Annotated in this window: 21 protein-coding genes and 1 pseudogene; 15 read left to right on the forward strand and 7 right to left on the reverse strand. The window is 71.0% G+C overall.

The genetic code is table 11. The features are described from left to right. Window positions 1-79: 79 nt before the first annotated feature. Window positions 80-1,624 (reverse strand): MFS transporter, encoded by a 1,545-nt coding sequence (locus tag ACZ79I_RS28390; protein ID WP_471500722.1) that lies wholly within the window; start codon window positions 1,622-1,624, stop codon window positions 80-82. 108 nt (window positions 1,625-1,732) lie between these two features. Here ACZ79I_RS28390 and ACZ79I_RS28395 point away from each other — a divergent pair, with 108 nt between their 5' ends. Beyond that, window positions 1,733-2,335: a TetR/AcrR family transcriptional regulator gene (locus ACZ79I_RS28395; RefSeq protein ID WP_471500724.1), complete on the forward strand. Its 603-nt coding sequence runs from the start codon at window positions 1,733-1,735 to the stop codon at window positions 2,333-2,335. A 2-nt stretch (window positions 2,336-2,337) separates the two neighbouring features. On the opposite strand, the gene ACZ79I_RS28400 is transcribed toward ACZ79I_RS28395, so the two are convergent. Then, window positions 2,338-3,591, reverse strand: a complete 1,254-nt coding sequence (locus ACZ79I_RS28400) for a PucR family transcriptional regulator (RefSeq protein WP_471500726.1) — start codon at window positions 3,589-3,591, stop codon at window positions 2,338-2,340. A 161-nt stretch (window positions 3,592-3,752) separates the two neighbouring features. Between ACZ79I_RS28400 and ACZ79I_RS28405 the strand changes: the two genes are divergently transcribed. From ACZ79I_RS28405 to cimA, 7 genes are all read left to right on the forward strand, one after another. Continuing rightward, window positions 3,753-4,679: a proline dehydrogenase family protein gene (locus tag ACZ79I_RS28405; RefSeq protein ID WP_471500728.1), complete on the forward strand. Its 927-nt coding sequence runs from the start codon at window positions 3,753-3,755 to the stop codon at window positions 4,677-4,679. A gap of 237 nt (window positions 4,680-4,916) precedes the next feature. After that, window positions 4,917-6,548: an L-glutamate gamma-semialdehyde dehydrogenase gene (gene pruA, locus ACZ79I_RS28410; RefSeq protein WP_471500730.1), complete on the forward strand. Its 1,632-nt coding sequence runs from the start codon at window positions 4,917-4,919 to the stop codon at window positions 6,546-6,548. A gap of 105 nt (window positions 6,549-6,653) precedes the next feature. Then, a complete protein-coding gene (locus ACZ79I_RS28415) occupies window positions 6,654-7,193 on the forward strand; it encodes a GNAT family N-acetyltransferase (protein ID WP_471500732.1) in 540 nt (179 codons plus the stop codon). 259 nt (window positions 7,194-7,452) lie between these two features. Continuing rightward, entirely contained in the window at window positions 7,453-7,584 is a 132-nt protein-coding gene (locus ACZ79I_RS28420) for a hypothetical protein (protein WP_267971215.1), read from the forward strand. An 85-nt stretch (window positions 7,585-7,669) separates the two neighbouring features. After that, a complete protein-coding gene (locus ACZ79I_RS28425; RefSeq protein WP_471500734.1) occupies window positions 7,670-8,713 on the forward strand; it encodes a 3-isopropylmalate dehydrogenase in 1,044 nt (347 codons plus the stop codon). A 264-nt stretch (window positions 8,714-8,977) separates the two neighbouring features. Next, on the forward strand, window positions 8,978-10,066 hold the full coding sequence (locus tag ACZ79I_RS28430) for a branched-chain amino acid aminotransferase (RefSeq protein WP_471500736.1): 1,089 nt from the start codon (window positions 8,978-8,980) through the stop codon (window positions 10,064-10,066). Between the two features lie 381 nt (window positions 10,067-10,447). Continuing rightward, window positions 10,448-12,052, forward strand: coding sequence for a citramalate synthase (cimA, locus tag ACZ79I_RS28435; protein ID WP_471500738.1), 1,605 nt, complete (start codon window positions 10,448-10,450; stop codon window positions 12,050-12,052). 79 nt (window positions 12,053-12,131) lie between these two features. Here cimA and ACZ79I_RS28440 read toward each other — a convergent pair whose 3' ends face one another. Then, window positions 12,132-14,000 carry a lectin gene (locus ACZ79I_RS28440; RefSeq protein ID WP_471500740.1) on the reverse strand — a complete coding sequence of 623 codons (1,869 nt, stop codon included), beginning with the start codon at window positions 13,998-14,000 and terminating at the stop codon, window positions 12,132-12,134. 249 nt (window positions 14,001-14,249) lie between these two features. Here ACZ79I_RS28440 and ACZ79I_RS28445 point away from each other — a divergent pair, with 249 nt between their 5' ends. The 5 genes from ACZ79I_RS28445 (at window position 14,250) to ACZ79I_RS28465 (ending at window position 21,778) form a co-directional block, all read left to right on the forward strand. Next, window positions 14,250-17,276 (forward strand): glycoside hydrolase family 3 protein, encoded by a 3,027-nt coding sequence (locus ACZ79I_RS28445; protein ID WP_471500742.1) that lies wholly within the window; start codon window positions 14,250-14,252, stop codon window positions 17,274-17,276. A gap of 125 nt (window positions 17,277-17,401) precedes the next feature. After that, on the forward strand, window positions 17,402-18,739 hold the full coding sequence (locus tag ACZ79I_RS28450; protein WP_471500744.1) for a hypothetical protein: 1,338 nt from the start codon (window positions 17,402-17,404) through the stop codon (window positions 18,737-18,739). Between the two features lie 175 nt (window positions 18,740-18,914). Then, window positions 18,915-19,376 carry an amino acid ABC transporter permease gene (locus tag ACZ79I_RS28455; protein WP_471500746.1) on the forward strand — a complete coding sequence of 154 codons (462 nt, stop codon included), beginning with the start codon at window positions 18,915-18,917 and terminating at the stop codon, window positions 19,374-19,376. 7 nt (window positions 19,377-19,383) lie between these two features. Continuing rightward, window positions 19,384-21,162 (forward strand): alpha/beta hydrolase, encoded by a 1,779-nt coding sequence (locus ACZ79I_RS28460; protein ID WP_471500748.1) that lies wholly within the window; start codon window positions 19,384-19,386, stop codon window positions 21,160-21,162. A 1-nt stretch (window position 21,163) separates the two neighbouring features. Then, on the forward strand, window positions 21,164-21,778 hold the full coding sequence (locus ACZ79I_RS28465) for a hypothetical protein (protein WP_471500750.1): 615 nt from the start codon (window positions 21,164-21,166) through the stop codon (window positions 21,776-21,778). On the opposite strand, the gene ACZ79I_RS28470 is transcribed toward ACZ79I_RS28465, so the two are convergent. The 3 genes and pseudogenes from ACZ79I_RS28470 to ACZ79I_RS28480 form a co-directional block, all read right to left on the reverse strand. Beyond that, the gene (locus tag ACZ79I_RS28470) at window positions 21,762-22,013 is read right to left on the reverse strand and encodes a hypothetical protein (protein ID WP_471500751.1); all 252 of its coding nucleotides are present in this window, start codon (window positions 22,011-22,013) and stop codon (window positions 21,762-21,764) included. The genes ACZ79I_RS28465 and ACZ79I_RS28470 overlap by 17 nt on opposite strands. A 103-nt stretch (window positions 22,014-22,116) precedes the next feature. Continuing rightward, on the reverse strand, window positions 22,117-22,323 hold the full coding sequence (locus ACZ79I_RS28475; RefSeq protein ID WP_471500753.1) for a DUF397 domain-containing protein: 207 nt from the start codon (window positions 22,321-22,323) through the stop codon (window positions 22,117-22,119). Continuing rightward, window positions 22,320-22,831 (reverse strand): annotated as a pseudogene (locus tag ACZ79I_RS28480) (Scr1 family TA system antitoxin-like transcriptional regulator). The gene ACZ79I_RS28475 and the pseudogene ACZ79I_RS28480 overlap by 4 nt, the downstream one beginning before the upstream one ends. 112 nt (window positions 22,832-22,943) lie before the next feature. Between ACZ79I_RS28480 and ACZ79I_RS28485 the strand changes: the two are divergent. Continuing rightward, window positions 22,944-23,405: an ATP-binding protein gene (locus ACZ79I_RS28485; RefSeq protein WP_471500755.1), complete on the forward strand. Its 462-nt coding sequence runs from the start codon at window positions 22,944-22,946 to the stop codon at window positions 23,403-23,405. Here ACZ79I_RS28485 and ACZ79I_RS28490 read toward each other — a convergent pair. Next, window positions 23,392-23,994 carry a YceI family protein gene (locus tag ACZ79I_RS28490; RefSeq protein WP_471500757.1) on the reverse strand — a complete coding sequence of 201 codons (603 nt, stop codon included), beginning with the start codon at window positions 23,992-23,994 and terminating at the stop codon, window positions 23,392-23,394. The genes ACZ79I_RS28485 and ACZ79I_RS28490 overlap by 14 nt on opposite strands. A 202-nt stretch (window positions 23,995-24,196) precedes the next feature. On the opposite strand from ACZ79I_RS28490, the gene ACZ79I_RS28495 reads away from it, so the two are divergent. After that, complete coding sequence (locus tag ACZ79I_RS28495) at window positions 24,197-26,527, forward strand: polysaccharide lyase 8 family protein (protein WP_471500759.1); 2,331 nt, start codon at window positions 24,197-24,199, stop codon at window positions 26,525-26,527. The last annotated feature ends 143 nt before the right edge of the window (window positions 26,528-26,670 follow it).

Raw genomic sequence — 26,670 nt, forward strand, 5'->3', positions numbered from 1 at the left:
GCAACACGGCAACACGGCAACACGGCAGTCGGGGCCCGGCCACCTGGGGTGGCCGGGCCCCGCTCGTTCGTCCGTCGTCCTACTCCCGGGTCTCCCGCACCCGTACGGCCCGCAGACTCGCCCCGGCCAGTGCCGCCGAGGCCAGCAGCAGGACCGCTCCGGTCACGGCCGCCGCCTGCATGCCGTGGGTGAACGCCTCGCGGGCCGTGGCCAGCAGCTCGGCCGCCGCCCTCCCGGGCATCCCGTGGGCGACCGCGAGCGCTCCGCCCAGTGTCTCGTGCGCCGGGGCCGGGGCCGGGGCGGGGATGCCGTGGCGGTAGACCGCCGTGCCGATGGAGCCGAGGACCGCCATGCCGAGTGCACCGCCGAACTCACCGCCGGTCTCCATGAGGGAGGACGCGGCGCCCGCCTTCTCCACCGGCGCGGCACCCATCGCGAGGTCCGTCGTCTGCGAGATCACGGTGACGATGCCGGAGGCCAGCACGCCGGCTCCGGCCAGCACCAGCCACATCGAGTCCGTTCCGGCGAGCGCCAGCATGCCGTAGCCGCAGGCCGCGACCACGAAGCCGGCCATGACCACGTAGGCCCTGTTCACGCCCTTCTGCACCAGCTGGGTCGTCACCGGTGCGGCGAAGCCGATCAGGACCGACGGCAGCAGCGCCCACAGGGCGGCCTCCAGTGCGCTCTTGCCCAGGACCGACTGCAGGTACTGCGTGGTGAAGTACGCCGAGCCGAGCATGGCGAAGGACGAGATGAGGTTGAGGACGAGCGCGGGCGTGAAGCCCCGGGCGCGGAACAGGGCCGGTGAGATCAGCGGGGAGGCCGCCGTGCGCTGCCGGTGCACGAACAGCGCCGCGAACAGCAGGCCCACCGTCACCGCCATCACATAGCGGATGTTCCAGCCCTGCGACGGGATCTCCTTCAGGCCGTAGATCACCGGCAGCACCCCCGCCATCGACAGCGGCACGCTGATCAGGTCGAAGCGGCCGGGCCGGGGGTTTTTCGACTCCGGGAGCAGGAAGGGGCCGAGCACCAGGAGCAGGACCATCGCGGGCAGGTTGACCAGGAACACCGAGCCCCACCAGAAGTACTCGACGAGGACCCCGCTCATCACCGAGCCGAGCGCGATCCCGGCCGTCATGACGCCGGACCACAGCCCGATCGCCTTCGCCCGCTGGCCCGGGTCCGTGAACATGGTGCGGATCAGCGCCATCGTCGACGGCATGAGGGTCGCGCCGCCGATGCCGAGGACGGCGCGCGCCGCGATCAGGGTCCCGGCGCTGGCGGCGTACGCCGCCACCAGCGAGGCCGTCCCGAAGGCCGCCGCCCCGATCAGGAGCAGCCTGCGGCGGCCGATGCGGTCGCCGAGCGAGCCCATGGTCATCAGCAGTCCGGCGAGGACGAAGGCGTAGATGTCGAAGATCCACAGCTGCTGGGTGCTGCTCGGCTCCAGGTCCGCGGTGATCGCGGGGATCGCGAAGTAGAGGACCGAGACGTCCATCGAGACCAGCAGCAGCGGAAGCATCAGAACGCCCAGGGCGGTCCATTCGCGGCGGCCGGCGCGAGCCGGGGCGGGGGCGCGGTGCGCGCCCCGCTGATCGTTCGTGCTCGTCGGGTTCGTCATGACAGGGACTGTACGCACGTCTTAAACGCTTGTCTAGAACGCTTGTCTATGACGCCCGTGTAAATCATTTGTATGGGACGCCTGTCTGAATCCGGGTAGGGTGACGTCATGGGACACCGTGAGGATCTGCTCCAGGGCGCCAAGCGCTGCCTGCTGGAGAAGGGCTTCCTGCGCACGACGGCGCGCGACATCGTCAAGGAGTCGGGGACCAACCTGGCGTCGATCGGCTACCACTACGGTTCGAAGGACGCCCTGCTGGTGCAGGCGTACGTCTCGCTGATCGAGGGGATGGGCGACCGTTTCGCCCCCGGCTGGGGTGCCGGTGACGGGACACGGTCGCCGGCGGGCTCGCTGGAGCGCTTCCAGGAGGTGTGGGCGAACATCATCCGTTCGCTGCCCGAGTCCCGGGCGATCTGGCTGCTGAGCTTCGAGCTGGTCCTCCAGGGCGACCGTCTCCCGGAGGTGCGCCGCATGCTCAGCGAGGCCGAGGAGCAGGGCCGCTCGGGGCTCCTGCCCCTGTTCAACGACATCCCGGAAGAGGCGCAGACCAAGGAGGCCATCGACACCGAGGGCCGCTTCTACCAGACCCTTCTGCAGGGACTGATGGTCCAGTGGGTCTTCGACGCCGACGCGGCGACCGACGCGGCGCAACTCACCGAGGGGCTGCGCCGGGTGATCGCGGGCGCCACGGAGAGCACCGGGGCCCCCTAGTCTCAGGCCCCGTGCAGCCGTGCCGCCTTGAGGGCCATGTGCAGCAGCAGGCGGTCCTCCCCGTCGTCCAGGTCCAGCCCCGTGAGCTGCTCGACCCGGGACAGGCGGTAGTACAGCGTCTGGCGGTGGATGCCCAGCTCGGACGCCGTCCGCCCGGCCTGGCCCGCGCAGTCGAGGAACACCTCGGCCGTGTGGGCCAGTTCGTGGTGGGCGGGGGACAGGAGGGCGCGCACGGCCGGATCGTGGGCCGCCCGCGGCGACAGCGACGTCAGCAGGCGGTACGGCCCGATGGCCGACCACTGTGCGACCGGGCCGAGCCGGGCCTCCGCCAGGGCCGCGCGGGCCGCCGCGGACGCCTCCTGCCAGGCGGTGCCCAGTTCGGCCAGACCGTGGCGCGCGCCCGCCACCCCGGCCGCCGCCCGCCCGCGCCCTCCGCGCCCCTCCGCCTCCCGCAGCAGCCGCGTGGCCGCCGTCAGCGCCGGGGCCAGGACGTCCGTCGAGCGCAGCCGCACCAGCAGGGCCAGGCTCTGGCCCCGCTCCGCCACCGCCTCGGGGGCGGGGGAGGCGCCCCCGTCCCACGGCACGGTGCACAGCGCGGTGGCCGCCGGCAGCGTGCGGACCGAGGGGGCGTCGTCCGGATCGGCCGAGGGCCAGGGGGCGACGCAGACCACCGTGTGGAGGCCGTCGCCCCTCGGCCCCAGCGCCATGCGCAGCTCGGCCAGCGCCATGTCCCGCTGCCAGCCGCTGCGGGCGACGAGGACCGCCCGCAGTTCGCGCGTCAGGTCCGCGCCCGCCTGCGCCTCGTCCGCGAGCAGCGCCCCGATACGGGTGGTGACCTCCATCGCGGCCGAGAGCTGCCCCTCGGTCGGGCCCGGCTCGTCGGCCAGCAACCACACATACCCGAGGACGACACCCCGATGGCGTACCGGCAGACAGATCCTTCCCCGGTAGACGCCCGCCTCCGGAGTGGCCGGAATACGCACGGGGCCGGTGGCGCGCGCGATGCCGAAGCCCTCGAACCACGCGCGCACCGCGGCCGTGGAGCGACGCGTGAGGATCGAGCGGGTGCGGACGGGGTCGAGGGACGCCTCGTCGAACTCGCCGTCGCTGTCGTACGCGGCGAAGGCGATCAGCTCGAAGTCCCGGTTCTCCAGGGTCGCCGGGGCGCCGAGCAGGGCCGAGATCTCGTCGACGAGCTCCTGGTAGTCGCCCCGCCCTGCCGTGAAAACGTCCGCCACACGGCCATTCTCCCGCACGATCCCCGCCCGTTCATACAGATGTCTGAGATCCGGGGGACGGATGCGTGACAGCTGTCGATGGCCGACGATCGGAGGGATCCCTAGGTTTCACGGTGGTTCTCCGTGCCGTACCCGCGTGGTCGGGATTCGGCCTCCCGTCGCCCTTGTGGAGGTGCCCCGTGCTGGGTCCCGTGATTCTCGCCGCGTCGCGCAGTGACCGGATGCGCCGCCTGATCTCGGCGGCCCCGGTGACCAGGCAGGTCGTCGACCGCTTCGTCCCCGGCGAGACGGTGGACGACATCGTCCCCGTGATCGAGGACCTCACCGGCAAGGGACTGGAGCTGACCATGGACGTGGTCGGCGAGGACATCACCACCCCCGGCCAGGCCACCATCGCCCGCGACGCGTACCTGGAGCTGATCGACCGCCTCAAGGACCTCGAACTCGGCCCGAGGGTCGAGATGTCCGTGAAGCTGTCGATGTTCGGCCAGGCGCTGGAGCACGGACACGAGCTGGCCCTCGCCCATGTGCGCCCGGTCGTCGAGGCCGCGGCCGCGATCGGCACCACGGTCACGCTGGACGCCGAGGACCACACCACCCTCGACTCGATGTTCGCCGTCCACGAGGAGCTGCGGAAGGACTTCCCGCGGACCGGCTGTGTGATCCAGGCGTATCTCTTCCGCACCGAGGCCGACGCCCGGCGGCTGGCCGCCGGCGGCAGCCGGGTGCGTATCGTGAAGGGGGCGTACAAGGAACCCGCGTCGGTCGCGTACCAGACCAAGCACGAGATCGACAGGGCGTACGTCCGCATCCTGAAGACCCTCATGGAGGGCGAGGGATACCCGATGATCGGTTCCCACGACCCGCGGATCGTCTCCATCGCGCAGGAGCTCGCCCGGCGTGCCGGGCGCAAGCCCGACGAGTACGAGTTCCAGATGCTGTACGGCATCCGCAGCGAGGAGCACCTGCGGCTGGCCGCCGAGGGCCATCGCATGCGCGTCTACACGGCGTACGGCACCGACTGGTACGGCTACTTCATGCGGCGCCTCGCGGAGAAGCCGGCCAACCTTCGTTTCTTCGCCCGCTCGATGGTCAGCAAAGGGTGAGCGGCAGCTGTCGGCATCCGAGCGCATCCTGGGTGTCGGCAGCTACCGCCCCTCGGCCGGCTGAGCCGACCCGGCTCCGGAAGGAGTTACGGAACCCGTGACTCCGCCCCCGTGGGGGCTTCTCGCTCGCTCGCGTGGCGAGCTGGTGACGGTCAAGCCCTGACCGCCGCCCAACATACGCACACGGCTTCGGCTCTCCCGGGCTGAAGCCAGGGATTCACTCGGAAGAGGTAGCTGATGGACGCTGTGACCCAGGTCCCCACCCCCGTCAACGAGCCGGTGCACGGCTATGCCCCCGGCTCGCCCGAACGCGCCCGTCTGGAGGCCCGGCTCAAGGAGCTGGCCGACAATCCGGTCGACCTGCCGTGCACCATCGGCGGGGAGAAGCGCATGGGCGGCGGTGAGCCCTTCCAGGTCGTGCAGCCGCACCACCACTCGGCGGTCCTCGGCACGTACCGCAACGCCACCCAGCAGGACGCGCGGGACGCCATCGACGCGGCCCTGGCCGCCGCGCCCGCCTGGCGCGCGATGTCGTTCGACGACCGCGCCGCCATCTTCCTGCGCGCCGCCGAGCTGCTGGCCGGACCGTGGCGTGAGACCATCGCCGCCTCCACCATGCTCGGCCAGTCCAAGACGGCCCAGCAGGCGGAGATCGACAGCCCCTGCGAGCTGGTCGACTTCTGGCGCTTCAACGTCCACTACGCCCGCCAGATCCTGGCCGAGCAGCCCCCGGCCAACTCCCCGGGTGTGTGGAACCGCCTCGACCACCGTCCGCTTGAGGGCTTCGTCTACGCGATCACCCCGTTCAACTTCACGGCGATCGCGGGCAACCTGCCCACCGCCCCCGCCCTCATGGGCAACGTGGTGGTCTGGAAGCCGTCCCCGACCCAGACCCACGCCGCCGTGCTGCTGATGAGGCTGCTGGAGGAGGCGGGCCTGCCGAAGGGCGTCGTCAACCTGCTGACCGGTGACGGCATCGAGGTCTCCAAGGTCGCCCTGGTCCACCGCGACCTCGCGGGCATCCACTTCACCGGTTCGACGAAGACCTTCCAGTACCTGTGGAAGACGGTCGGCCAGAACATCGAGAAGTACCGTTCGTACCCGCGCCTGGTCGGCGAGACCGGCGGCAAGGACTTCCTCGTCGCGCACCCGAGCGCGGACCGGGCGGTCCTCAAGACGGCGCTGACCCGCGGTGCCTTCGAGTACCAGGGCCAGAAGTGCTCGGCCACCTCCCGGGCGTACATCCCGGCGTCCCTCTGGAACTCCGGTTTCAAGGAGGAGTTCGCGGCCGAGGTCGACTACCTGACCATGGGCGACGTGACCGACCTGTCGAACTTCATCGGCGCGGTCATCGACGAGCGCGCCTTCGCGAAGAACAAGGCGGCGATCGACCGCGCCAAGGAGGACCCGGCCTGCACGATCGTCGCGGGCGGCACCTACGACGACTCGGCCGGCTACTTCGTGCGCCCGACCGTCATCGAGTGCGCCGACCCGGAGAACGACGTCTTCCGGACCGAGTACTTCGGCCCGATCCTCGCGGTGCACGTCTACGAGGACGAGCGCTACGACGAGATGCTGACCCAGATGGAGTCGGTGTCCGACTACGCGCTGACCGGCTCGGTCATCGCCAACGACCGCGCCGCGGCGGCGTACACGGCTCAGAAGCTGCGCTACGCGGCGGGCAACTTCTACATCAACGACAAGTCGACCGGTGCCGTGGTCGGCCAGCAGCCCTTCGGCGGCGGCCGCGCCTCCGGCACCAACGACAAGGCGGGCGCCCCGCAGAACCTGCTGCGCTGGACCCTGACCCGCGCCATCAAGGAGACGCTGGTCCCGCCGACGGACTACACGTACCCGCACATGGGCTGACAGCCGGCGGACCGTGAAGCCCCGCCCCCGTCCCGGACTCCCCTCCGGGCCGGGGGCGGCGCCGAGCCGGCGACGGGGGGCATTCCGGTGCGGAACACTGGGCCGATGACCTTCCGGGTCCGTACCGTCCACACCGCCGACCTCGACCGCGCCGAACTCCGGGCCGCCCGTGACCTTCTCGACGCTGTGTTCGAGGGGGACTTCGGCGACCAGGACTGGGAGCACGCGCTGGGCGGGCTGCATGTGCTCGTGCACGACGAGCGGGGGCTCGCCGCCCATGGCTCGGTGGTCCAGCGGCGTGCCTGCCACCGGGGGCGGTGGCTGCGCGTCGGATACGTCGAGGCCGTGGGCGTCCGCGCCGACGTGCGGCGCCGGGGACTCGGCGGACGCGTCATGGCCGAGCTGGAGCGCATCACCGAGCGCGCCTACGACCTCGGCGCGCTCTCCGCCGGCGACGACGGCGCCGCCCTGTACCACGCCCGCGGCTGGCGGCTGTGGCGCGGCCGCGTCTGCGCTCTCGGCCCCGGCGGTGTGGTGCGCCTCCCCGACGAGGAGGACTGCACCTTCGTACGCACCACGCCCGCGCGTTCCCTCGACCCGGCGCACGAGCTGGTCTTCGACTGGAGGGACGGGGACGTTCTCTGACGGTCCCGAAGTTTCCGCAGGTCACGGCGGTGTGACCGGATCGGCCGTCTCAGATAGTAGGAAGTCCGAGTAATTGTGGAGACACAGGCGCGGTCCTCGCTTAACTTTGTAGGAGCCGAACGTCTCGCTCGACCAAGCGAATGGCGGTCGTGAGCCGGGCCCTGCGCAGGCCACCCCTGCGGCACCGCTCCCCGCCCCTCCGGCGTCTCGTACCCCCCCTTTCTCCGCACTCCAGGATTGTCGAAGGAGTCGATCCCCCATGGCCGAGACGACCGCCCGCCGCCGAGTCCGTCATGTCTCCCGGACGAGTGAGTCCGACCGCAAGAACGCCGCCGCCGCCCTCCAGCGCGCCCTCGACCGCCGGGACAACGGCGGCGAGACGGGCCACTGAGCCGTACCGTCTTCCGGATGACCGGGGCATGTCCGTATCCCGGACGCCTCGTGTCATCCCATGGGACAAGGAGTACGGTGCCGTCATGTCTCGCAGCATCAATCTCGCAGTGATTCCCGGTGACGGCATCGGCCAGGAGGTCGTGACCCAGGGGCTCAAGGTCCTCTCCGCCGTTCTCCCGCAGGATGTGAAGCTGGAGACCAAGGAGTACGACTTCGGAGCCCGGCGCTACCACGCCACCGGCGAGACCCTCACCGACGCCGACCTGGAGCAGCTCAAGCAGCACGACGCCATCCTCCTCGGCGCGATCGGCGATCCGTCGGTCCCGTCCGGTGTCCTGGAGCGCGGTTTCCTGCTCAAGCTCCGCTTCGCCTTCGACCATCACGTCAACCTGCGGCCCTCCAAGCTGCTCCCGGGTGTCGAGACCCCGCTCGCGGGCCAGCCCGAGATCGATTTCGTCGTGGTCCGCGAGGGCACCGAGGGCCCGTACACCGGCAACGGCGGCACCATCCGCACCGGCACCCCGCACGCGGTCGCCACCGAGGTCTCCCTGAACACCGCCTTCGGCATCGAGCGCGTCGTGCGCGACGCCTACGCCCGCGCGCAGGCCCGCCCCCGCAAGAAGCTGGCCCTCGTCCACAAGAACAACGTGCTGGTGCACGCCGGTCACCTGTGGACGGACATCTTCAACAAGGTCGGTGAGGAGTTCCCCGAGGTCACCACCGAGTACATGCACGTGGACGCGGCGACCATCTACCTCGTCACGCAGCCCGGGCGCTTCGACGTGATCGTCACCGACAACCTCTTCGGCGACATCATCACCGACCTGGCCGCCGCCATCTCCGGCGGCATCGGCGTGGCGGCCTCGGGCAACATCAACCCCTCCGGCGCGTTCCCGTCGATGTTCGAGCCCGTGCACGGCTCGGCGCCCGACATCGCGGGCCAGGGCAAGGCCGACCCGTCGGCCACCGTCCTGTCCGTCGCCCTGCTGCTGCGCCACCTCGGCCATGAGGCCGAGGCGGCGCGCATCGAGGACGCCGTCTCCGCGGACCTCGCGGAGCGCGTGGGCAGGCCCGCCCGCACCACCGACGAGATCGGCGACGCCCTCGCCGTACGAGTAGCCGGCTGACCCCGCGCCGCTCACCCCTCCTGAGAAGGCCGCCGGGTCGCCATCCGCACCCGGCGGCTTTCCCATGCCCTCGCCGGGTGCCACCATCAACCCACCCCTGCGCAACCAAGGGCCGCATTCACACTGTTTCTCCCGCCCTCCCCGCTTGCGATAATCGAGCGCGGAGCCGCGGAATGAGGGAATGCTCGGACGTCCTAGCACTGGCCACTGACAGTACGGGCGTGAGCGCGGCCCGTCACAACAACCGGTGAAGGACAACCATTCATGACGACGCCCACGATCGAGCTGAAGCCCTCCGCCCACCCGCTCTCCGACGCCGAGCGGGAGGCGATCCTGGCCAACCCCGGGTTCGGCCGCCACTTCACCGACCACATGGTGACGATCAAGTGGACCGAGGGCCGGGGCTGGCACGACGGCCAGCTCGTCCCGTACGGCCCGCTCTCCCTGGATCCCGCCAACATGACCCTGCACTACGCGCAGGAGATCTTCGAGGGACTCAAGGCGTACCGGCAGCCCGACGGCTCGGTCGCCACGTTCCGCCCGGAGATGAACGCCCGGCGCTTCCAGCGCTCCGCCCGCCGCCTGGCCATGCCGGAGCTGCCGGTCGAGACGTTCGTCGAGGCGTGCGACGTGCTCGTCCAGCAGGACAAGGCGTGGGTCCCGGCGCACGGGGGCGAGGAGTCGCTCTACCTGCGCCCGTTCATGATCGCCACCGAGGTCGGCCTCGGGGTGAAGCCGGCCAACGAGTACCTCTTCCTGGTGATCGCCTCCCCGGCCGGCGCCTACTTCGCGGGCGGCGTCAAGCCGGTCTCCATCTGGCTCTCCGAGGACCGCGTCCGTGCCGTCCCCGGCGGCATGGGCGACGCCAAGACGGGCGGCAACTACGCGGCCTCCCTGCTCGCCCAGGCCGAGGCCGCGGCCAAGGGCTGCGACCAGGTCTGCTACCTCGACGCCGTGGAGCACAAGTGGGTCGAGGAACTCGGCGGCATGAACCTGTACTTCGTGTACGGGAACAGGATCGTCACCCCGTCGCTGACGGGCTCCATCCTGGAGGGCGTCACCCGTGACTCCCTGCTGACGGTCGCCCGCGACCTGGGCTACGAGGCGGAGGAGGGCCGCGTCTCCGTCGACCAGTGGCAGGCCGACTCCGAGAACGGCTCCCTCACCGAGGTCTTCGCCTGCGGCACGGCGGCGGTCATCACCCCGGTCGGCACCGTCAAGCGCACGGGCGCCGAGTGGAAGCAGGCGGACGGCGGGCCGGGCAAGGTCACCCTCAGGCTCCGTGAGGCCCTCCTGGACCTCCAGCGCGGCACCCGCGAGGACACGCACGGCTGGATGCACCGGCTGGGCTAGACCCCGGACACCGCCGGGGCCGCCCCGGATCCCGCGCCCGGGGTGGCCGGACACCCCGGGCGGCACGGCGGAACACGTGGTCGACGACCGCATCCTGAGACGGCTGTGAGCGCGGGGGCGGATTGTGCCAGACTGTCCCCGTGCTCTCGTTCGTCATGATTATTGGCAGCAGGCGCGCCGGTCCGCAGTGACCGCCACGTACGACCAGGTACGGGCGGCCACCGTCGTCCTCGACCCGCGCGCAGACCTCTCGCACCCGCGAGAGGTTTTTCGTTTTCCTGGACCACCCCACGCCAGGAGGGAAGCGCGAGGGACCATTGGGGGGACGGTGGAGCCGGTCATTCCGGTAAGACCGAGATTCAACACAGGAGCCTTGAGACCATGACCGCATCCAGCGAGCTCGACGATTCGTTCCACGTCTTCGACACCACGCTCCGTGACGGCGCGCAGCGCGAGGGCATCAACCTCACCGTTGCGGACAAGCTGACCATCGCGCGGCACCTGGACGACTTCGGCGTGGGCTTCATCGAGGGCGGCTGGCCCGGCGCCAACCCGCGGGACACCGAGTTCTTCGCCCGCGCGCAACAGGAGATCGAGTTCAAGCACGCCCAGCTGGTCGCCTTCGGCGCCACCCGCCGGGCGGGCGGCAACGCGGCTCAGGACCCGCAGGTCAAGGCACTGCTCGACTCGGGCGCGCCGGTGATCACCCTGGTCGCCAAGTCCCACGACCGCCATGTCGAGCTGGCCCTGCGCACCACCCTCGACGAGAACCTGGAGATGATCCGCGACACGGTGTCCCACCTGCGGGCACAGGGCCGCCGGGTCTTCGTCGACTGCGAGCACTTCTTCGACGGCTACCGGGCGAACCCCCAGTACGCGAAGTCGGTGGTCCGCACGGCGGCGCAGGCGGGCGCGGACGTGGTCGTCCTCTGCGACACGAACGGCGGCATGCTCCCCGCGCAGGTGCAGGCGGTCGTCTCCACGGTGCTGGCGGACACGGGCGCCCGCCTCGGCATCCACGCACAGGACGACACGGGCTGCGCGGTCGCGAACACCCTCGCCGCGGTCGACGCCGGCGCGACGCATGTGCAGTGCACCGCCAACGGCTATGGCGAGCGGGTGGGCAATGCGAACCTGTTCCCGGTGGTGGCGGCCCTGGAACTGAAGTACGGCAAGAAGGTGCTGCCCGAGGGCAGGCTCCGCGAGATGACGCGCATCTCCCACGCGATCGCGGAGGTGGTCAACCTCACCCCCTCCACGCACCAGCCGTACGTGGGCGTGTCCGCCTTCGCCCACAAGGCGGGCCTGCACGCGTCCGCGATCAAGGTGGACCCCGACCTGTACCAGCACATCGACCCCGAGCTGGTGGGCAACACCATGCGGATGCTGGTCTCCGACATGGCGGGCCGCGCCTCCGTGGAGCTCAAGGGCAAGGAGCTGGGCGTCGACCTGGGCGGCGACCGCGAGCTGGTCGGCAGGGTGGTCGAACGCGTCAAGGAACGCGAACTCAGGGGCTACACCTACGAGGCGGCGGACGCGTCCTTCGAACTGCTGCTGCGCGAGGAGGCGGCGGGCCGGCCGCTGCGCTACTTCCGCACGGAGTCCTGGCGGGCGATCGTGGAGGACCGCCCCGACGGCACCCACGCCAACGAGGCGACGGTCAAGCTGTGGGCGAAGAGCGAACGCATCGTCGCGACGGCGGAGGGCAACGGCCCGGTGAACGCCCTGGACCGCGCCCTGCGCGTCGCCCTGGAGAAGATCTACCCGCAGCTCGCCGCCCTCGACCTGGTCGACTACAAGGTCCGCATCCTGGAGGGCAGGCACGGCACGCAGTCCACGACCCGCGTCCTGATCTCCACGTCGGACGGCAAGGCCGAGTGGTCCACGGTCGGCGTGGCGGAGAACGTGATCGCGGCGTCGTGGCAGGCGCTGGAGGACGCGTACACCTACGGGCTGCTGCGCGCGGGCGTGGAACCGGCGGAGTAGCCACCCGTGCGGCCAGGGTCGCCGGGGGCCGGTTCACCGGACGGGACACCGCCCCCGCGACCCGGCCCCCGCGGACGGACTACTGCAACCGCCACTTCTGGTTGGCCGCCCCCGTGCACGACCAGATCTGCGCCCGCGCCCCGTTCGCCGACGAACCGTCCGTCACATCGAGGCACTTGTCCGCCGCGAGATTGACCACGTCACCGGTCGAAGAGTTGTACGACCACCGCTGTGCCCCCGTCCCGTTGCAGTCGTACAGCTGCACCCTCGCCCCGTCCGCCGTCGAACCCCCCGAAACGTCCAGGCACTTCCCGAGCGCCTGGACCGACCCGTCGGCCTTCACCGTCCACCGCTGGGCGTCCGTGCCGTTGCAGTCGTACAGCTGCACCGCCGTCCCGTTCGCGCTCGACGCCCCGGCCACGTCCAGGCACTTGTCCGCGAGACCAACGAACACCCCCGACCGGTCGCCGCCGCCCGACTGCGTGCCCGACCATGTGAACGTCGCCGACGTCTTCCCGGGCAGCGTGTACGTCGCGTGCTGCCCGCCCCAGCCGATCGTCACCGTCCTCGCCGATGACGCGTCGTTGTAGGCGATCAGGGCCTTCGAACCGTCGGGATTGCGCCATGCCACGTTCGGCACCGCCGAACTCGCGGTCGACGCGATGCGCTGCGCGCCCGGCCGGACGAACTTCGTCAGATGGCCCATCGTGTAGTACTCGATCGTGTAGTCGACGGTCCCGCCGGCCCCGTCCCCGTTGTGGACGGTGATCAGTCCGGTGCAGGTGCCGCACCCGCCGTTGTGCGGGCCCATGTCCTGGTCCACCGCCAGCGACCACTTCGTCACCGACTTCGCCCAGTTCCGCGTGTAGTCGACGATGTCGAGCATGTCCTCGCGCTGCTGGTTCGCGATCCAGGTGCCGCCCGAGTGCTCCGTGCCGAACGCGTCCAGCACGGGGTACCGGTCGTGCACGGCCGACTGCTTCGTCACGTCGCCGCCGTAGCCGTGCCAGGCGACCCCGCCGAAGTTCGGGTGCGAACGGATCGCCGCGTCGTCCACCGTCTGCGCCGCGTAGGAGTCGTAGGCGTCCCAGTTCCAGTCGTGCGCCAGCACCTTCGTCGCCAGGCCCGCCGCCTGCAGCTTCGGCAGCAGTTCGTTCCCGGTGAAGTACGCGAGCCCGGAGGCGTTCCAGCTCATGGACGGATAGCCCGAGCAGCACGTCGGCTCGTTCTGGGCCGTGACGTAGGCAACCGGGATGCCCTGGTCCCGGTACGCCTGGAGGTACTTCACGAAGTACGACGCGTAGGCCCCGTAGTCCTCTGCCTTCAGCCAGCCCCCGTTCAGCTGCCCGCTGTCCTTCATCCAGGCCGGCGCCGTCCAGGGCGTGGCCATCACCGTGAGCGAGGGGTTGAGCCGGAGCGCCTGCCGCGTCAGCGGCACCACGTCCGCCAGATCGTGCGCGATCGAGAACCGCGTCAGGCCCGGGTCGCTCTGCCCGGCCGGCACGTCGTCGTACGTGTAGCCGTACCGCGCCAGGTCGGAGGCGCCCATCGGGTTGCGCAGGAACGACAGCCCGATCCCGTCCGCCGGCGAGAACAGCTTCCGCATGGTCGCGTCCCGGGTCGCCTGCGAGAGCGCCCCGCTGCCGTTCATCAGCCAGGCCGCGGTGTCCGTGAAGGACGCCCCGCCGCCGGTGAACGTCTGGTACCGGGTGTTCTCGTCGACCGTGATGTTCTCACCGTCGCCGCCGGTTCCCGGCTGGAAGGCGAACGGGGCCTGCGCCTGGAGACCCCGCACGACATGGCGCCCGCCGGCGTCGTCGGTCGTGGTCAGCCAGGCGGTGATCTGCTCGCCGGCGGCGTGCGCGGGCAGGCCGCCCGCGGCGGTGAGCCCGGCGGTGGTCAGCAGTCCGGCGAGGAGCACACGGACCGCACGGAGGGGCCTTCTCATGGTGCGCCGCCCTTCTGGGGAGTGGGGGTCGGGAGGCGTGCGATGCGTGAGTAAATGACGGCACCGACACGGCGTCAAGAGGGTGCGCGTTCAGCTTCCGAAGGAACAACGGCCGTGTTCCTGCCAGAACTTGACTCTGTATCGGTTCTGACGTGAAGTCTTGACGGCTTCGAGGGGTCCCAGTTAACTCACGCCGTGATCTAAGTCGTAAGTCAAGCATGTGGACCACGACAGCCAAAGGGAAGGCCCATGCGAAGAACCGCCCTGCTCGCCTCCGCCACCCTGCTCACCGCCCTGCTCCCGCTCACCACCGCCGCCACCGCGTCCGGTGCCGACGACCCGCCCCCCGTCCCGGTCGACCGCTTCGAGGGCGAGGTGCCCTTCGCCGGCCAGCCCGCCGAGGGCATCTTCACCTGGGGCGGAGACGCCGACGACCCGCCCGCGCTGCAGCTCGCCGACCGCGCGGACGCCCCCGAGGGCGCCAAGGTCCTCAGCGGCAGCTACGACATCAGCGGCTACGGCGGCTTCACCCACGACTTCGCGGCCGACCGGCCCGCCCACGACTGGTCCGCCCACAAGGGCATCCGCTTCTGGTGGGACGGCCAGGACAACGGCAAGAAGATCGCCTTCGAGATCAAGGACGGCGGCGCGAACGGCGAGGCGTCGGAGCTGTGGACGACCTCCTTCACCGACGACTTCACCGGCTGGAAACAGATCGAGATCCCCTTTACCGACTTCACGTACCGCACGGACTACCAGCCCGTCGGCGGCATCGACCACGTCCTCGGCCTCACGGAGATGTGGGGCTATGCCGTCACCCTGCCCGTCGGCGTCAAGGGCCGCTTCGCCATGGACGACGTCGAGCTGTACGGGAAGGCCGACCAGTCCCTGCGCGCCTCGGTCACCACGGACTCCGCCGTCTACCCGGTGCAGGAGGGCGGCACGGCGCAGGTGAAGGTCACCGTCGCCACCACCGGCAGCGTCCCCCTCGACGAGCCGGTCACCGTCACCTACGCCACGGCCGGCGGCACCGCGGAGCCGGGCACGGACTACACCCCCGTCGGCGGAACCCTCACCTTCCCGGCCGGTACGGCCTCCGGGACCACCCGCACCGTCGAGGTCCCCACCCTGCGGGACAAGGCCGCCGAACCCGCCGAGACGGTCCCGCTGAAGCTGACCGTCACCGGCGCCAAGCCCCCCGCCGAGATCCCGCAGGCCGTCATCGACGCCCACGGACTGCCGTACCTCGACAGCAGGCTTCCGGTGCGCAAGCGCGTCGCCGACCTCCTGTCCCGCATGTCCCTGGAGGAGAAGGCCGGCCAGATGACCCAGGCCGAGCGCGCCGCCCTCACCTCACAGGGCGACATCGCGGCCTACGGCCTCGGCTCGCTCCTGTCCGGCGGCGGTTCGACCCCGACGCCCAACACCCCCGAGGCATGGGCGAAGATGATCGACTCGTTCCAGCTGAGGACGCGGGCGACCCGCTTCCAGATCCCGCTGATCTACGGCGTCGACGCGGTCCACGGCCACAACAACCTCGCCGGCGCCACGATCATGCCGCACAACATCGGCATCGGGGCCACGAGGGATCCCCGGCTCGCCGAGCAGACCGGAGAGGTGACGGCCAGTGAGGTCCGCGCCACCGGCGTCCCCTGGGACTTCGCACCCTGCCTGTGCGTCTCGCGGGACGAGCGCTGGGGCCGCAGCTACGAGTCCTTCGGCGAGGACCCGGCCCTCGTGGAGTCGATGGAGACGATCATCCAGGGCCTCCAGGGGCGCGCGAACGGCAAGGACCTGAGCCGCGACGACAAGGTCCTCGCCACCGCCAAGCACTTCGTCGGCGACGGCGGAACGGAGTACGGCTCCTCCACCACCGGCTCGTACACCATCGACCAGGGCGTCACCAAGGTGACCCGGCAGCAGCTGGAGGCCGTCCACCTGGCGCCCTACCGGACGGCCGTCGACCGCGGCATCGGCTCGGTCATGCCGTCGTACTCGTCCCTCGACATCCTCGGCGACGGCCGGGGCCCGGTGAAGATGCACGCCCGCGCCGACATGATCGACGGCGTGCTCAAGGGCCGGATGGGCTTCGACGGCTTCGTCGTCAGCGACTGGGCGGCCATCGACCAGCTCCCGGGCGACTACGCGAGCGACGTCCGCACGTCCGTCGGCGCGGGCCTCGACATGATCATGGTCCCGTACGCGTACAAGGACTTCCTGACGACCCTGACCGACGAGGCGAAGGCGGGCCGCGTCAGCGAGCGGCGGATCGACGACGCCGTCTCCCGCATCCTCACGCAGAAGTTCCGGCTGGGACTCTTCGAGCACCCCTACGCCGACACGAGCGGGGCCGCGCGGATCGGCTCCCCGGCGCACCGGGCCGTGGCCCGCCGGGCGGCCGCCGAGTCCCAGGTACTGCTGAAGAACGCGCACGGCGTGCTGCCGCTGAAGAAGGACCAGAAGGTGTACGTCGCCGGGTCCAACGCCGACGACCTCGGCAACCAGACCGGCGGCTGGACCATCACCTGGCAGGGCGCCTCCGGCACCCACACCCAGGGCACGACCGTCCTCCAGGGCATGCGCAGGGCGGCCCCGGACGCGACGATCACCTACTCCAAGGACGCCTCGGCGCCGCTGGACGGCTACGACGTCGGGGTGGTCGTCGTCGGGGAGACCCCGTACGCCGAGGGCGTCGGCGACGTCGGCAACGGCAACGACCTGGAGCTGTCCGCCGCCGACAAGGCCGCCGTGGACAGGGTGTGCGGCGCCATGCGGTGCGCCGTGCTGATCGTCTCCGGGCGCCCGCAGCTCATCGGCGACCGGCTCGGCGGCATCGACGCGCTCGTGGCCTCCTGGCTGCCGGGCACCGAGGGCGACGGCGTGGCGGACGTCCTGTACGGCAGGCGTCCCTTCACCGGTCAGCTCCCCGTCACCTGGCCCAGGTCGCAGGACCAGCTGCCGATCAACGTCGGCGACGCCTCCTACGACCCCCAGTTCCCGTACGGCTGGGGCCTCACCACGCTCACCGGGGTCCCGCAGGGCGGCACGGCGACGCTCAAGGCGCTCGCGCGCGCGGCCGCCGCGGCCGAGCGGACGGGATCGGCACACGCGGGGCGGGCGATCGTGACCCGGGCCCGGCTGATCGTCCAGCGGAAGGCGGGCTCCGTCATGACGGAGGCGTTCGCGGGACCGTTCGCGGACGCGGACCATCTGCTGCTGACGGGGAAGTACGCGGCGGCGGTGGCGAAGCTGACGGAGGCATACCGGGCGGCGTGACGCTCCGGGAGCCGCTTGCGGCGGGTGGTGCGTGCGCACGGCACGCACCACCCGCCGTATATGCCTGTATCAGGTGTGATGGCTTTATGCGCCCGGATTCACCCGGATTCGGGTAGCTTCGACGTATGAAGGCCGTGCTGGTCCGAGGAATCGCCGTTCCGCTGATCGCCCTGGTCACGGCGGTCCTGACGGTGCTGTTCGCAGGTGCGCCCCGCGCCCACGCGGTCACGGACGTCTCGGTGATCGCCGAGGCGCTGCGCAAGGATCCCGTGTACGTCGATCCGGCCGCCTCCGGGCAGGTGTCCGCGCGGGACGCCGACGTCCTCGCGAAGAAGATCAAGGACGCCGGGAAGCCGGTCTTCATCACGGTCCTGCCCGCCGGCTACCCGACCCGGAACCTCTTCTCCGACCTGCGCACGGCCACCGGCATCACCGGCCTGTACGCGATCCGCCTCGGCGACCGCTTCGACGCCAGGGCCGACTCCTCGGTCATGCCCCGCACCGCCGTCCGGAACCTGGTCTCCAGCGTCCGGGGGGAGAGCGCCACGGCCCAGTTGAACGACTTCACCGACCGCGCCGTGGCGGACATCGGCGGCCACGCCCCGTCCAGCTGGGGCACCTCGGGCGGCGTCTCGTACACCGGGCTGATCACGGCCGGCGCGGTGCTGCTGGCCGCGGGCGTGGGCACCTTCGCGCTCATGCGACGGGGCCGGCGCCGGCGGGAGGAGGAGCAGCGGGCCGCGCTGGAGAAGCTGCGGGTCGTGGTCGACGAGGACATCACCGCCTTCGGCGAGGAACTGGACCGCCTCGACTTCCACCCCGCGGAACCGGGCGCGGACGACGCGATGCGCGCGGACTACGAGCGGGCGCTGGACGCGTACGAACAGGCGAAGTCGTCCATCGCGGCCGCCCGGCGCCCCGAGGACGTCAAGGCGGTGACCCAGGCCCTGGAGGACGGACGCTTCTCGCTGGTGCTGCTCGCCGCCCGCCGCGAGCACCGGCCGCTGCCCGAGCGCAGGCCGCCCTGCTTCTTCGACCCGCGCCACGGCCCGTCCGTCGCCGACGCGACCTGGACGCCCGCGGGCGGCGCCCCGCGCGAGGTCCCGGTGTGCGCGGCCGACCGGGCCCGGCTGGCCGACGGCCGCGACCCGCTGGTCCGCGAGGTGGACACGGACCACGGCCGCCGCCCGTACTGGGAGGCGGGCCCCGCCTACGGCCCCTGGGCGGGCGGCTACTTCGGCGGCGGCATCCTGCCCGGCCTGCTGGTCGGCACGCTGCTCGGCAGCATGATGGCCACCCCGTCGTACGCGGCCGGCTACGGCGCGGGCTACGGCGACTTCGGCGGCCACGAGGGCGGGGACGTGTCGGGCGCCGACTTCGACCCCGGGGACTTCGGCGGCGGCTTCGGGGACGGCGGGGGAGGGGACTTCGGCGGCGGCGGGGACTTCGGCGGCGGGTTCTGACCCCGCGGCGCGACTCCAGCCCCAGTGCACCGGCCGACGCGGGCACCAGGGGCGGGAGTTGAGTACCCGCACTCATGTGCTCCCTGAGCCGCACCCATAGGGTGGCCTTCGCGGCGACACGGTTGGACACGGCACACGCCGCATCGCCGCCACAGGCAGGGGGAGGAAAGCGCTGATGGTGTGGGACGAGTGGGAGCAGCTCAAGGCGGGTGCGGCCCAGCAGCACTCCGAGCGGATGCAGATCGACCACTGGGCCGACCCGGGGGGCGGGGGAGGCGGCGCGGGTCCGGGCGGATCCGCCGGAGGGCCGGGTCCTGACCTGAAGGCGTCGAGCGGGCCGTGGACGAAAGCCTCCGGGGTGGCTCACGAACTGCGCACCGCCACGCATTCGGGGCTCACCGACCTCAAGACCGCCCATGAGGGCGTCAAGGGCGGGACCGACGGCTTCACCAGCACCGCCGCGCTCGACGAGATCCTGCCCACCTGGGAGAAGCGGCTGACGTCGGTGCGCGACGAGTGCGACAGGCTGAACGGCGCGCTCGCCAGGACCGGCCGGGACTTCGGCGAGATCGACCCCGCCGTCGCCGGCAAGGTCAACGGGGTGCACGTCGGCGACAAGCCCGAATGGGCCCGGTGAGGCGGACATGCCCACGTGGCAGCAGTTGCGTGATGCCAGGTTCTCCGAGTACGAGGAGGCGGCCGACGGCTGGGGCAAGGTCAGCAACCGGGCCGACGCCGCGCGCGTCCGGGTCGACCAGGAGATGGCCGCCCCGATCCACACCACTCAGAAGGGTGAGGCGCAGACCGCCGCCGAGCGCGACCTGACCCGGCTGAGCCGCAACTACCAGTACCTGCACGGTGAATGCGGCCTCATCCGCACGACCCTGAACGCCCTGGCGTCGGAACTGGCCGATGCCCAGAAGAGGTTGAAGCAGGCTCTCCAAGAAGCGGCGGACCTGAAGTTCACGGTCAACGAGGACGGCTCGGTCGAGTACCCGAGAGCGGCCGTCGTGCCCCTGGCCCCCGGCGACGGCGTCGCGGAGCCGGGCGCCCCGGTCCCCTTCCTGCCCGGCGCGGGCGAGGCGAACGGAGATCCCAACAAGGGCAAGGCCGAGGACATCGCCGAGCGCATCGCACAGGCGGTGCGCAGCGCCCACGAGATCGACACCCGGTATGCCGCGGTCCTGCGCGAGCTCAAGGCCCCCGACGGCCTGGCCGTGACCGACGACATGCTCATCGACGAGGCCCGCGACATGGGCGACGTCCGGAAGGCGGTGGGCACTTACCTCGGCGAGGGCGGCATTCCGCACGGCAAGTCCCCCGCCGACAACAAGAAGTGGTGGGCTGGTCTCACGCAGGAGCAGCGCGAGGAGTACCAGACGCTCTACCCCGCCGAGATCGGCGCGCTCGACGGGCTGCCGACGGTGGTCCGTGACTCGTCCAACCGGATCGTGCTGGACGAGGCCCACGCCCAGGTCCAGCACGACCTCACCGCACTGGGTCCGGAGCCGCCCAAGACGGTTGTCACCGCGGCCGGAGTGATCCGCAACCCGGAATGGACCGCCTGGGACGCCATGGGCGGCACCCGCTTCAAGGACGAGCTCAAGGGCATGGACGCCATCCGGTCCCGCTTCGACAGCACCGGCGTCGACCACCTGCCCGAGGCATACCTGCTGGGCTTCGACCTCAAGGGCAACGGCCACGTGATCCTCGCCAACGGCAACCCGGACACGGCCGACAACACGGCGGTGTATGTGCCGGGGACGACATCGAGACTGGCGGGGGCCGGAGGCGACATCAAGCGCATGCAGGAGATCTGGGACGCCAGCGATCAGCTGTCGCCCGGCAAGTCCACCTCCACCATCACCTGGATCGGGTACGACGCCCCGCAGAGCATCGTGCCCGAGGCCATGGAGAAGCATTGGGCCTACGAGGGCGCGCCGAAACTCAACAACTTCCTGGACGGCCTCCAGACGGTCCAGGGCGGCCCGGACGCCAGCCACACCACCGTCATCGGCCACAGCTACGGATCCACTACGGTGGGCGCCGCGTCCAAGGCCCCCGGGCACTTGGCCGCGGACGAGATCGTGGTGGCAGGCAGCCCCGGCATGCTGGTCGGCGATGCGGGCGACCTGGACGTCGGCAAGAACCACGTGTGGGCCGAGGGCGCACACGACGACCCGGTCCCGCTCGGAGGCAAGGTCGCCGGACTCGGCGGGTACAAGTGGGGCGTCGAGACATGGCACGGACTCCCGTACAACGCGGGCTACATCCAGACCGTCCCGACCGACGAAGCGTTCGGCGCGCATCGCATGGCCGTGGACACGGGCGGCCACAGTGGCTACTGGGACCACGATTCGACCAGTCTCTGGAATCAGGCGGCCGTGGTAACGGGCCGGTACGACCGAGTAGTGGAGCCGTAGGATGACGCACACCCCAGCCAGGAACCGGTACCGAGCGGCTTCCATCGGCCTGACCGCCGCCGCACTCGCAGTTTCCCTCCTCACGGCAGGATGTTCGAAGACCGTGGACGACAACGGACAGCCCCCCTCGACGCAGCAGACATCCGGCTCGGAGTCGGCTTCCGGGTATCCCACGCTGGACGTGGACAAGGCCCGCGACAAGGCGAAGGCCGCCTCCAGCGCGATCTACGAGATGATCGGCATCCGCAAGGGCAAGGTCACCGAGCGCGGTCCCGCCGTCTCGACCTGCGACGAGGACCCCGAGCACCTCTACAAGACCCGCCATCCCTGGTCGGTCTACAACGTCTCCGAGGACGACCTGAAGGCGGGCTTCCAGCGACTTCGGGAGGAGCTGCCCAAGAAGGGCTGGAAGATCGTCGCCTACGGTCCCGACAACAGCAAGGCCAAGTCGCTCTCCCTCACAGCGGACTCGGAGAAGGACCGCTTCTCGGTGAACGCCGTGCTCATCGTGTCCACCCCGACGCATCCGCACGAGCAGGAGCCGCTCCTCGCGGTCACCGTCGTCTCCGGCTGCTGGCGGGCACCCAAGGGCACGGACCTCAACACCGAGTACTGACCGCGGAGCCCTGCCGGCCGCCTGGCGCACTCATCGCCGCGTAGCGCTCGCCGGCGGCATGCCACCACCCCGGCGGCGACGGTCCGTCGACGACCGCGGTCGGCTGACGGGGATGCAGCCCGAGCCGCCACAGGGCCCGCGCGTCGACGAAGACGGTGATCCACCCGTGCCACCGCCCGTCGGACCCGGGCCCGCAGGCGAGGTCCCAGCGTAGTTCGCCGTCCACGAACGGCATCCAGTCGATGCCGCGTTCACGCAGTCAAGCGCGCAGGGCGGCCGGGGGCACGGGACGCCCCGGCGCGTTCTCGTACGTGGCGACGGCGATCCACTCCGTGCGATCAGCGGGTGAGCTGCTCAAGGAACTCGCTCCAGGTGGCGGGGGAGACGGTGAGGACGGGGCCGTGGGGGGCCTTGGAGTCACGGATGTGCACGGAGGAGGAGTGGGTGGCGACTTCGGCACAATCGCCGCCCTGACTGCCGCTGTAACTGGACTTGAACCATGTCAGGCCGTACGGGCGGTTCTGCCGCCGTGCTGCGGTGTTCATGACTCTCCTAGAAGTCCGTTCAGGAGGCGCAGGCTCTCGTCGGGAGAGAGGGCCTGTGACCGCAGCATCCCATACTGGAGGTGATAGTCGCTGACCTCGTCGGGGCCATCAACGAGGAAACTGGCGCGCTGCACCAAACGGCACGGCAGTACTCCCGCGTCTGGAGCAGTCCCGGTACGACCTGGGTCTGGTACGAGAGGATGCTCAACGCCTCCTGCTCGTGATCCACCAGCCCCTGCGCGAACTGGACGATCCGCTCCCGTACCGGCAACTTGGCCACCAGCACCGCCAACGCCCCGCCCGTGCCGAGCAGTTCGTCGAACTGCTCCGCCCGGTCGGGCTGGAGCGCGAGTCTGCCCTGTTCGATGGAGCCCACCGTGTCCACGTGCAGGCTCGCCACCTCGGCGAACCGCTCCTGGGTGAGCCGCGCCTGCCGCCGGTAGTGCGCGACCAGCGCGCCGATCGCCTGCCAGGAACCGACCTTCTTGGACTTCCTCGCCGAGTGCATGGCCGTCCCCTTCCCCCGTTCACGTGCGACGTCCTCGTAGTGGGCCCGTAGCAATGAGTGCTACGGACTCACTCACTGCTCCACTCTAGTGACACCCTGTGACAGTCGCCTCGTGAACGCACAACCCCAACACCCCCACACCCGCGAGGCGTTCTACCGCCGGGACCGCAGGTCGATCCGTCTCGCCCGCGGGTTCACGCGCAACGCCCTCGCCGACTGGGCCGTCGGCCCCCGCACGGAGGACGTACTGCTCTGTGTGAGCGAACTGGCCACCAACGCGCTGGTCCACGGCGTCCCGCCGGGCCGAAGCTTCGCCCTGTACCTGCGCCTGTACGGCGACGGGGTCCTGCGCGTGGAGGTGCACGACGGCGGGCCCGGTGAGGTCCGCGCGCCGGACTGCGCGTCACCGGAGTCGGAAGGTGGCCGCGGTCTGCTGCTCGTCGCCGCGCTCGCGGACGAGTGGGGGGTGGGGGAGCGGGACCCCGGGAAGGTGGTGTGGTGCGAGTTCGACGTGCGGGGGAGCCGGTGGCTCCCGGCGCACCGGCTCCCCCCGGGCCGGGTCACGCCTTCTTGATCGCCGAGATGTCGAACACCAGCTTGATCTTGTCGGAGACCAGCACGCCGCCCGTCTCCAGTGCCGCGTTCCAGGTCAGGCCCCAGTCGGAGCGCAGGATCTCCGCCTTGCCCTCGAAGCCGACGCGCTCGTTGCCGAAGGGGTCCTTCGCGGCGCCGTTGAACTCCAGGTCGATGGTGAGCGGCTTGGTGACGCCGAGGATGCTCAGGTCGCCGGTGATGCGGTAGTCGTCGCCGCCCAGGGCCTCGGCCTTGGTCGAGCGGAAGGTCATGGCGGGGAACTCGTCCGTCTTGAAGAAGTCCGCGCTCTTGAGGTGCCCGTCGCGGTCGGAGTTCCCGGTGTCGATGCTGTCCATCGTGACGTCGATCGAGGCGGTGGACTTCGAGGGGTCAAAGCCGTCCAGGTGCAGTGTGCCCTCGAAGGTCTGGAAGCTGCCCTTGACGTTGGTGACCATCGCGTGGCGGGCCACGAAGCCGATGGTGGTGTGCGCGGGGTCCAGCGTGTAGTCGCCGGTCAGCTCGGCGAGGTCGGGGCTCACGCCGGTGGCCGCGGCGGTGTCGGTGTCGGTCTTGCGGCCGAAGATGCCCATGGGGTGCTCCTTGGAATGACGGGTGCGCGGACTGCGGCGGGAGCCGGAGGCCGCCAACTGTTTAACGTTCAACGAGATGAACAGGAGTGACCGTAGTCCTATTCCATTCAAGTTTCAACATCATCCGCAAGGTGTCGGTTCCGTCGCGGTGCGTAGCCGTGTAGCCTCGGCGCGGCCGTCTCACGGAAAGCGGGGCCCGCCCATGGCGTCCGACCGCCGTACGTTCCTCGCCGCGACCCTCTCGGCGACCGCTGCCGGAGCCGTCCCCGTCCCCGTCCTCGCCCCGGCCGGCGAAGTCCCGTCCGCCACCGACGAGTTCGACGCCCTGCGCCGCCGCTGGCTCACCCTGGCCCTGGGCGCCGGCTACGACCCGGCCGCCGAGCCCTACGCCTCCCGCCTCGCGCGTACCGGCGACCTCGCCCGCGGCTTGCGCGCGGCCATGGCCCCGGCGCCCGGCTCGCTGTGGCCGCAGTACCCCTTCGACCCGCCCGCCGGCATCACCCAGAGCCTCGACCGGCTGTGGACCATGACCCGCGCCTACGTCCAGGACGGCACCGGCTCGACCGGCGACGAGGGCATGCTCGCCGGGGTGACGCGCGGCCTCGGCCATGTCCTCACCACCGTCTTCAACCCGTCCACCACTCCGTACGGCAACTGGTGGCACTGGCGGATCGGCGGCCCCCGACCGCTCATGGACATCACGGCGGCGCTGTACGAGCACCTGGGCGACGCCCCGAGGGAGGCCGCCCTCGCCGCCGTCGACCACTTCATCCCCGACTCCGCGCTGCACGACTACTCGGGCACCTCCACCGGAGCCAACCGCGTCGACCTGTGCCGCTCGGTCGCCCTGCGCGGCATCCTGGGCCGAGCGCCCGACCGGATCGCCCTCGCCCGCGACGCCCTCTCGCCGGTCTTCCCGTACGTCACCCGGGGCGACGGGCTCTACGCCGACGGCTCGTTCGTGCAGCACACCCAGGTCGCCTACTCCGGCACGTACGGCCAGGTCCTGCTCGACGGCCTCGGACGGCTGTTCACCCTCCTCGCCGGGTCCGCCTGGGACGTCACCGATCCCGGCCGGCAGATCATCCTGGACAGCGTCGAGCACGCGTACGCGCCCCTCATCCACGACGGACTCGTCATGGACAGCGTCAACGGACGTGCCATCAGCCGCGGTTGCCTCACGAGCGACGACCTGCACGTGATGCGCGGCGACCACTTCCACGGCGGGCAGCTGATCGCCGCGATCGCCCTCCTCGCGGACGCGGCGAGCCAGGCCGAGCGCGAGCGCTGGCACGGAATGATCAAGGGGTGGATCGCCCGCGACACGGTGACCCCGATCCTCGCAGCACCCCAGTTCGATGTCGCGGACCTGGCCCGTCTGCACAGGGCGGCCCGCTCCCCGGCTGCCGCCGTGCCCGAACCTCCGGGCCACCGCCTCTTCCCGGCCATGGACCGTGCCGTCCACCGCGGCCGCGGCTTCGCCGCGAACCTCTCGATGTCCTCGAACCGCATCGCGCACTACGAGTGCGGCAACGGCGAGAACCCGCGCGGCTGGCACACCGGCTCCGGCATGCTGCTGTGGTGGGCCGGGCGCCCGGACCAGTACACGGACTGGTACTGGCCCACGGTCGACTGGTACCGGCTGCCCGGCACCACCGTCTCCACCAAGCGGCTCGCCGACCGGGCGGGCGGCGAGTGGGGCGAGCCGAAGCCGGACGTGCGGTGGGTGGGCGGCACCACCGACGGCACGTACGCGGCCGTCGGCCGGCATCTGAAGGGCCTGGAGTCCACGCTGGAGGCCCGCACGTCGTGGTTCTTCCTCGACGACGCGGTGCTCTGCCTGGGTGCCGCGATCACCTGCGCGGACGGCGTCCCCGTCGAGACGGTCGTCGACAACCGCAACCTGGGCGGGGGCGGCACGCCGTCCTTCACGCACCAAGACGGGTGGGCCCACCTGGAGGGCCACGGCGGCTGGGTGCTCCGCGCCGGGGGCGAACTGCGCACCCTCCGGGAGGACCGCACCGGCGCCTGGTCCGACATCAACACGAGCGGTACCACCGAACGGCGCACCCGGCGCTGGCAGACGCTCTGGCTCGACCACGGCACCGACCCGGTGGACGCCCGCTACGTGTACCTCGTGATGCCGGGTGCGACGCGCTGGCAGGTCGCCGCCCGTGCCGCCGACCGTCGGTGGTGCACGGTGCCGGCCAACGACGCCCGGCGCCAGGCGGTCCGCGTGCCCTCCCTGGGCCTGACGGCGGTCAACTTCTGGGCGGCCGGTACGGTTGACGGGCTGACGGCATCGGCGGGGGCGAGCGTGCTCGTGCGCCGCCGGCGGCGCACGGCGACGATCTGCGTGAGCGAGCCGCCCCGAACGGGGGAGTCCCTGGAGATCGTCTGGGACCGTCCGGTGGGGGCCGTCGTCCACGCCGACCCGACCGTCGACGTCGTGTCGTGGGGCGGCCGTTCGAGGTTCCGTGTCACCCCGGGGATGGCATGTGCGACCCATCAATGTGAGGTGGCTCTCACCTGACGACTTTGTCAGGCACCTACAACGTCCGGCCCCCTTGAGCAGTCAGATGGGCTGCTGTGGGACAGGATTCTGTTCAGTGGCACCAGGAAAACGGCCTGGAGACTGTACGGAGTCGACGGCCCGCTTTCCTCGTTGGACTTCGT

The organism is Streptomyces sp. PSU-S4-23 (assembly GCF_055632315.1).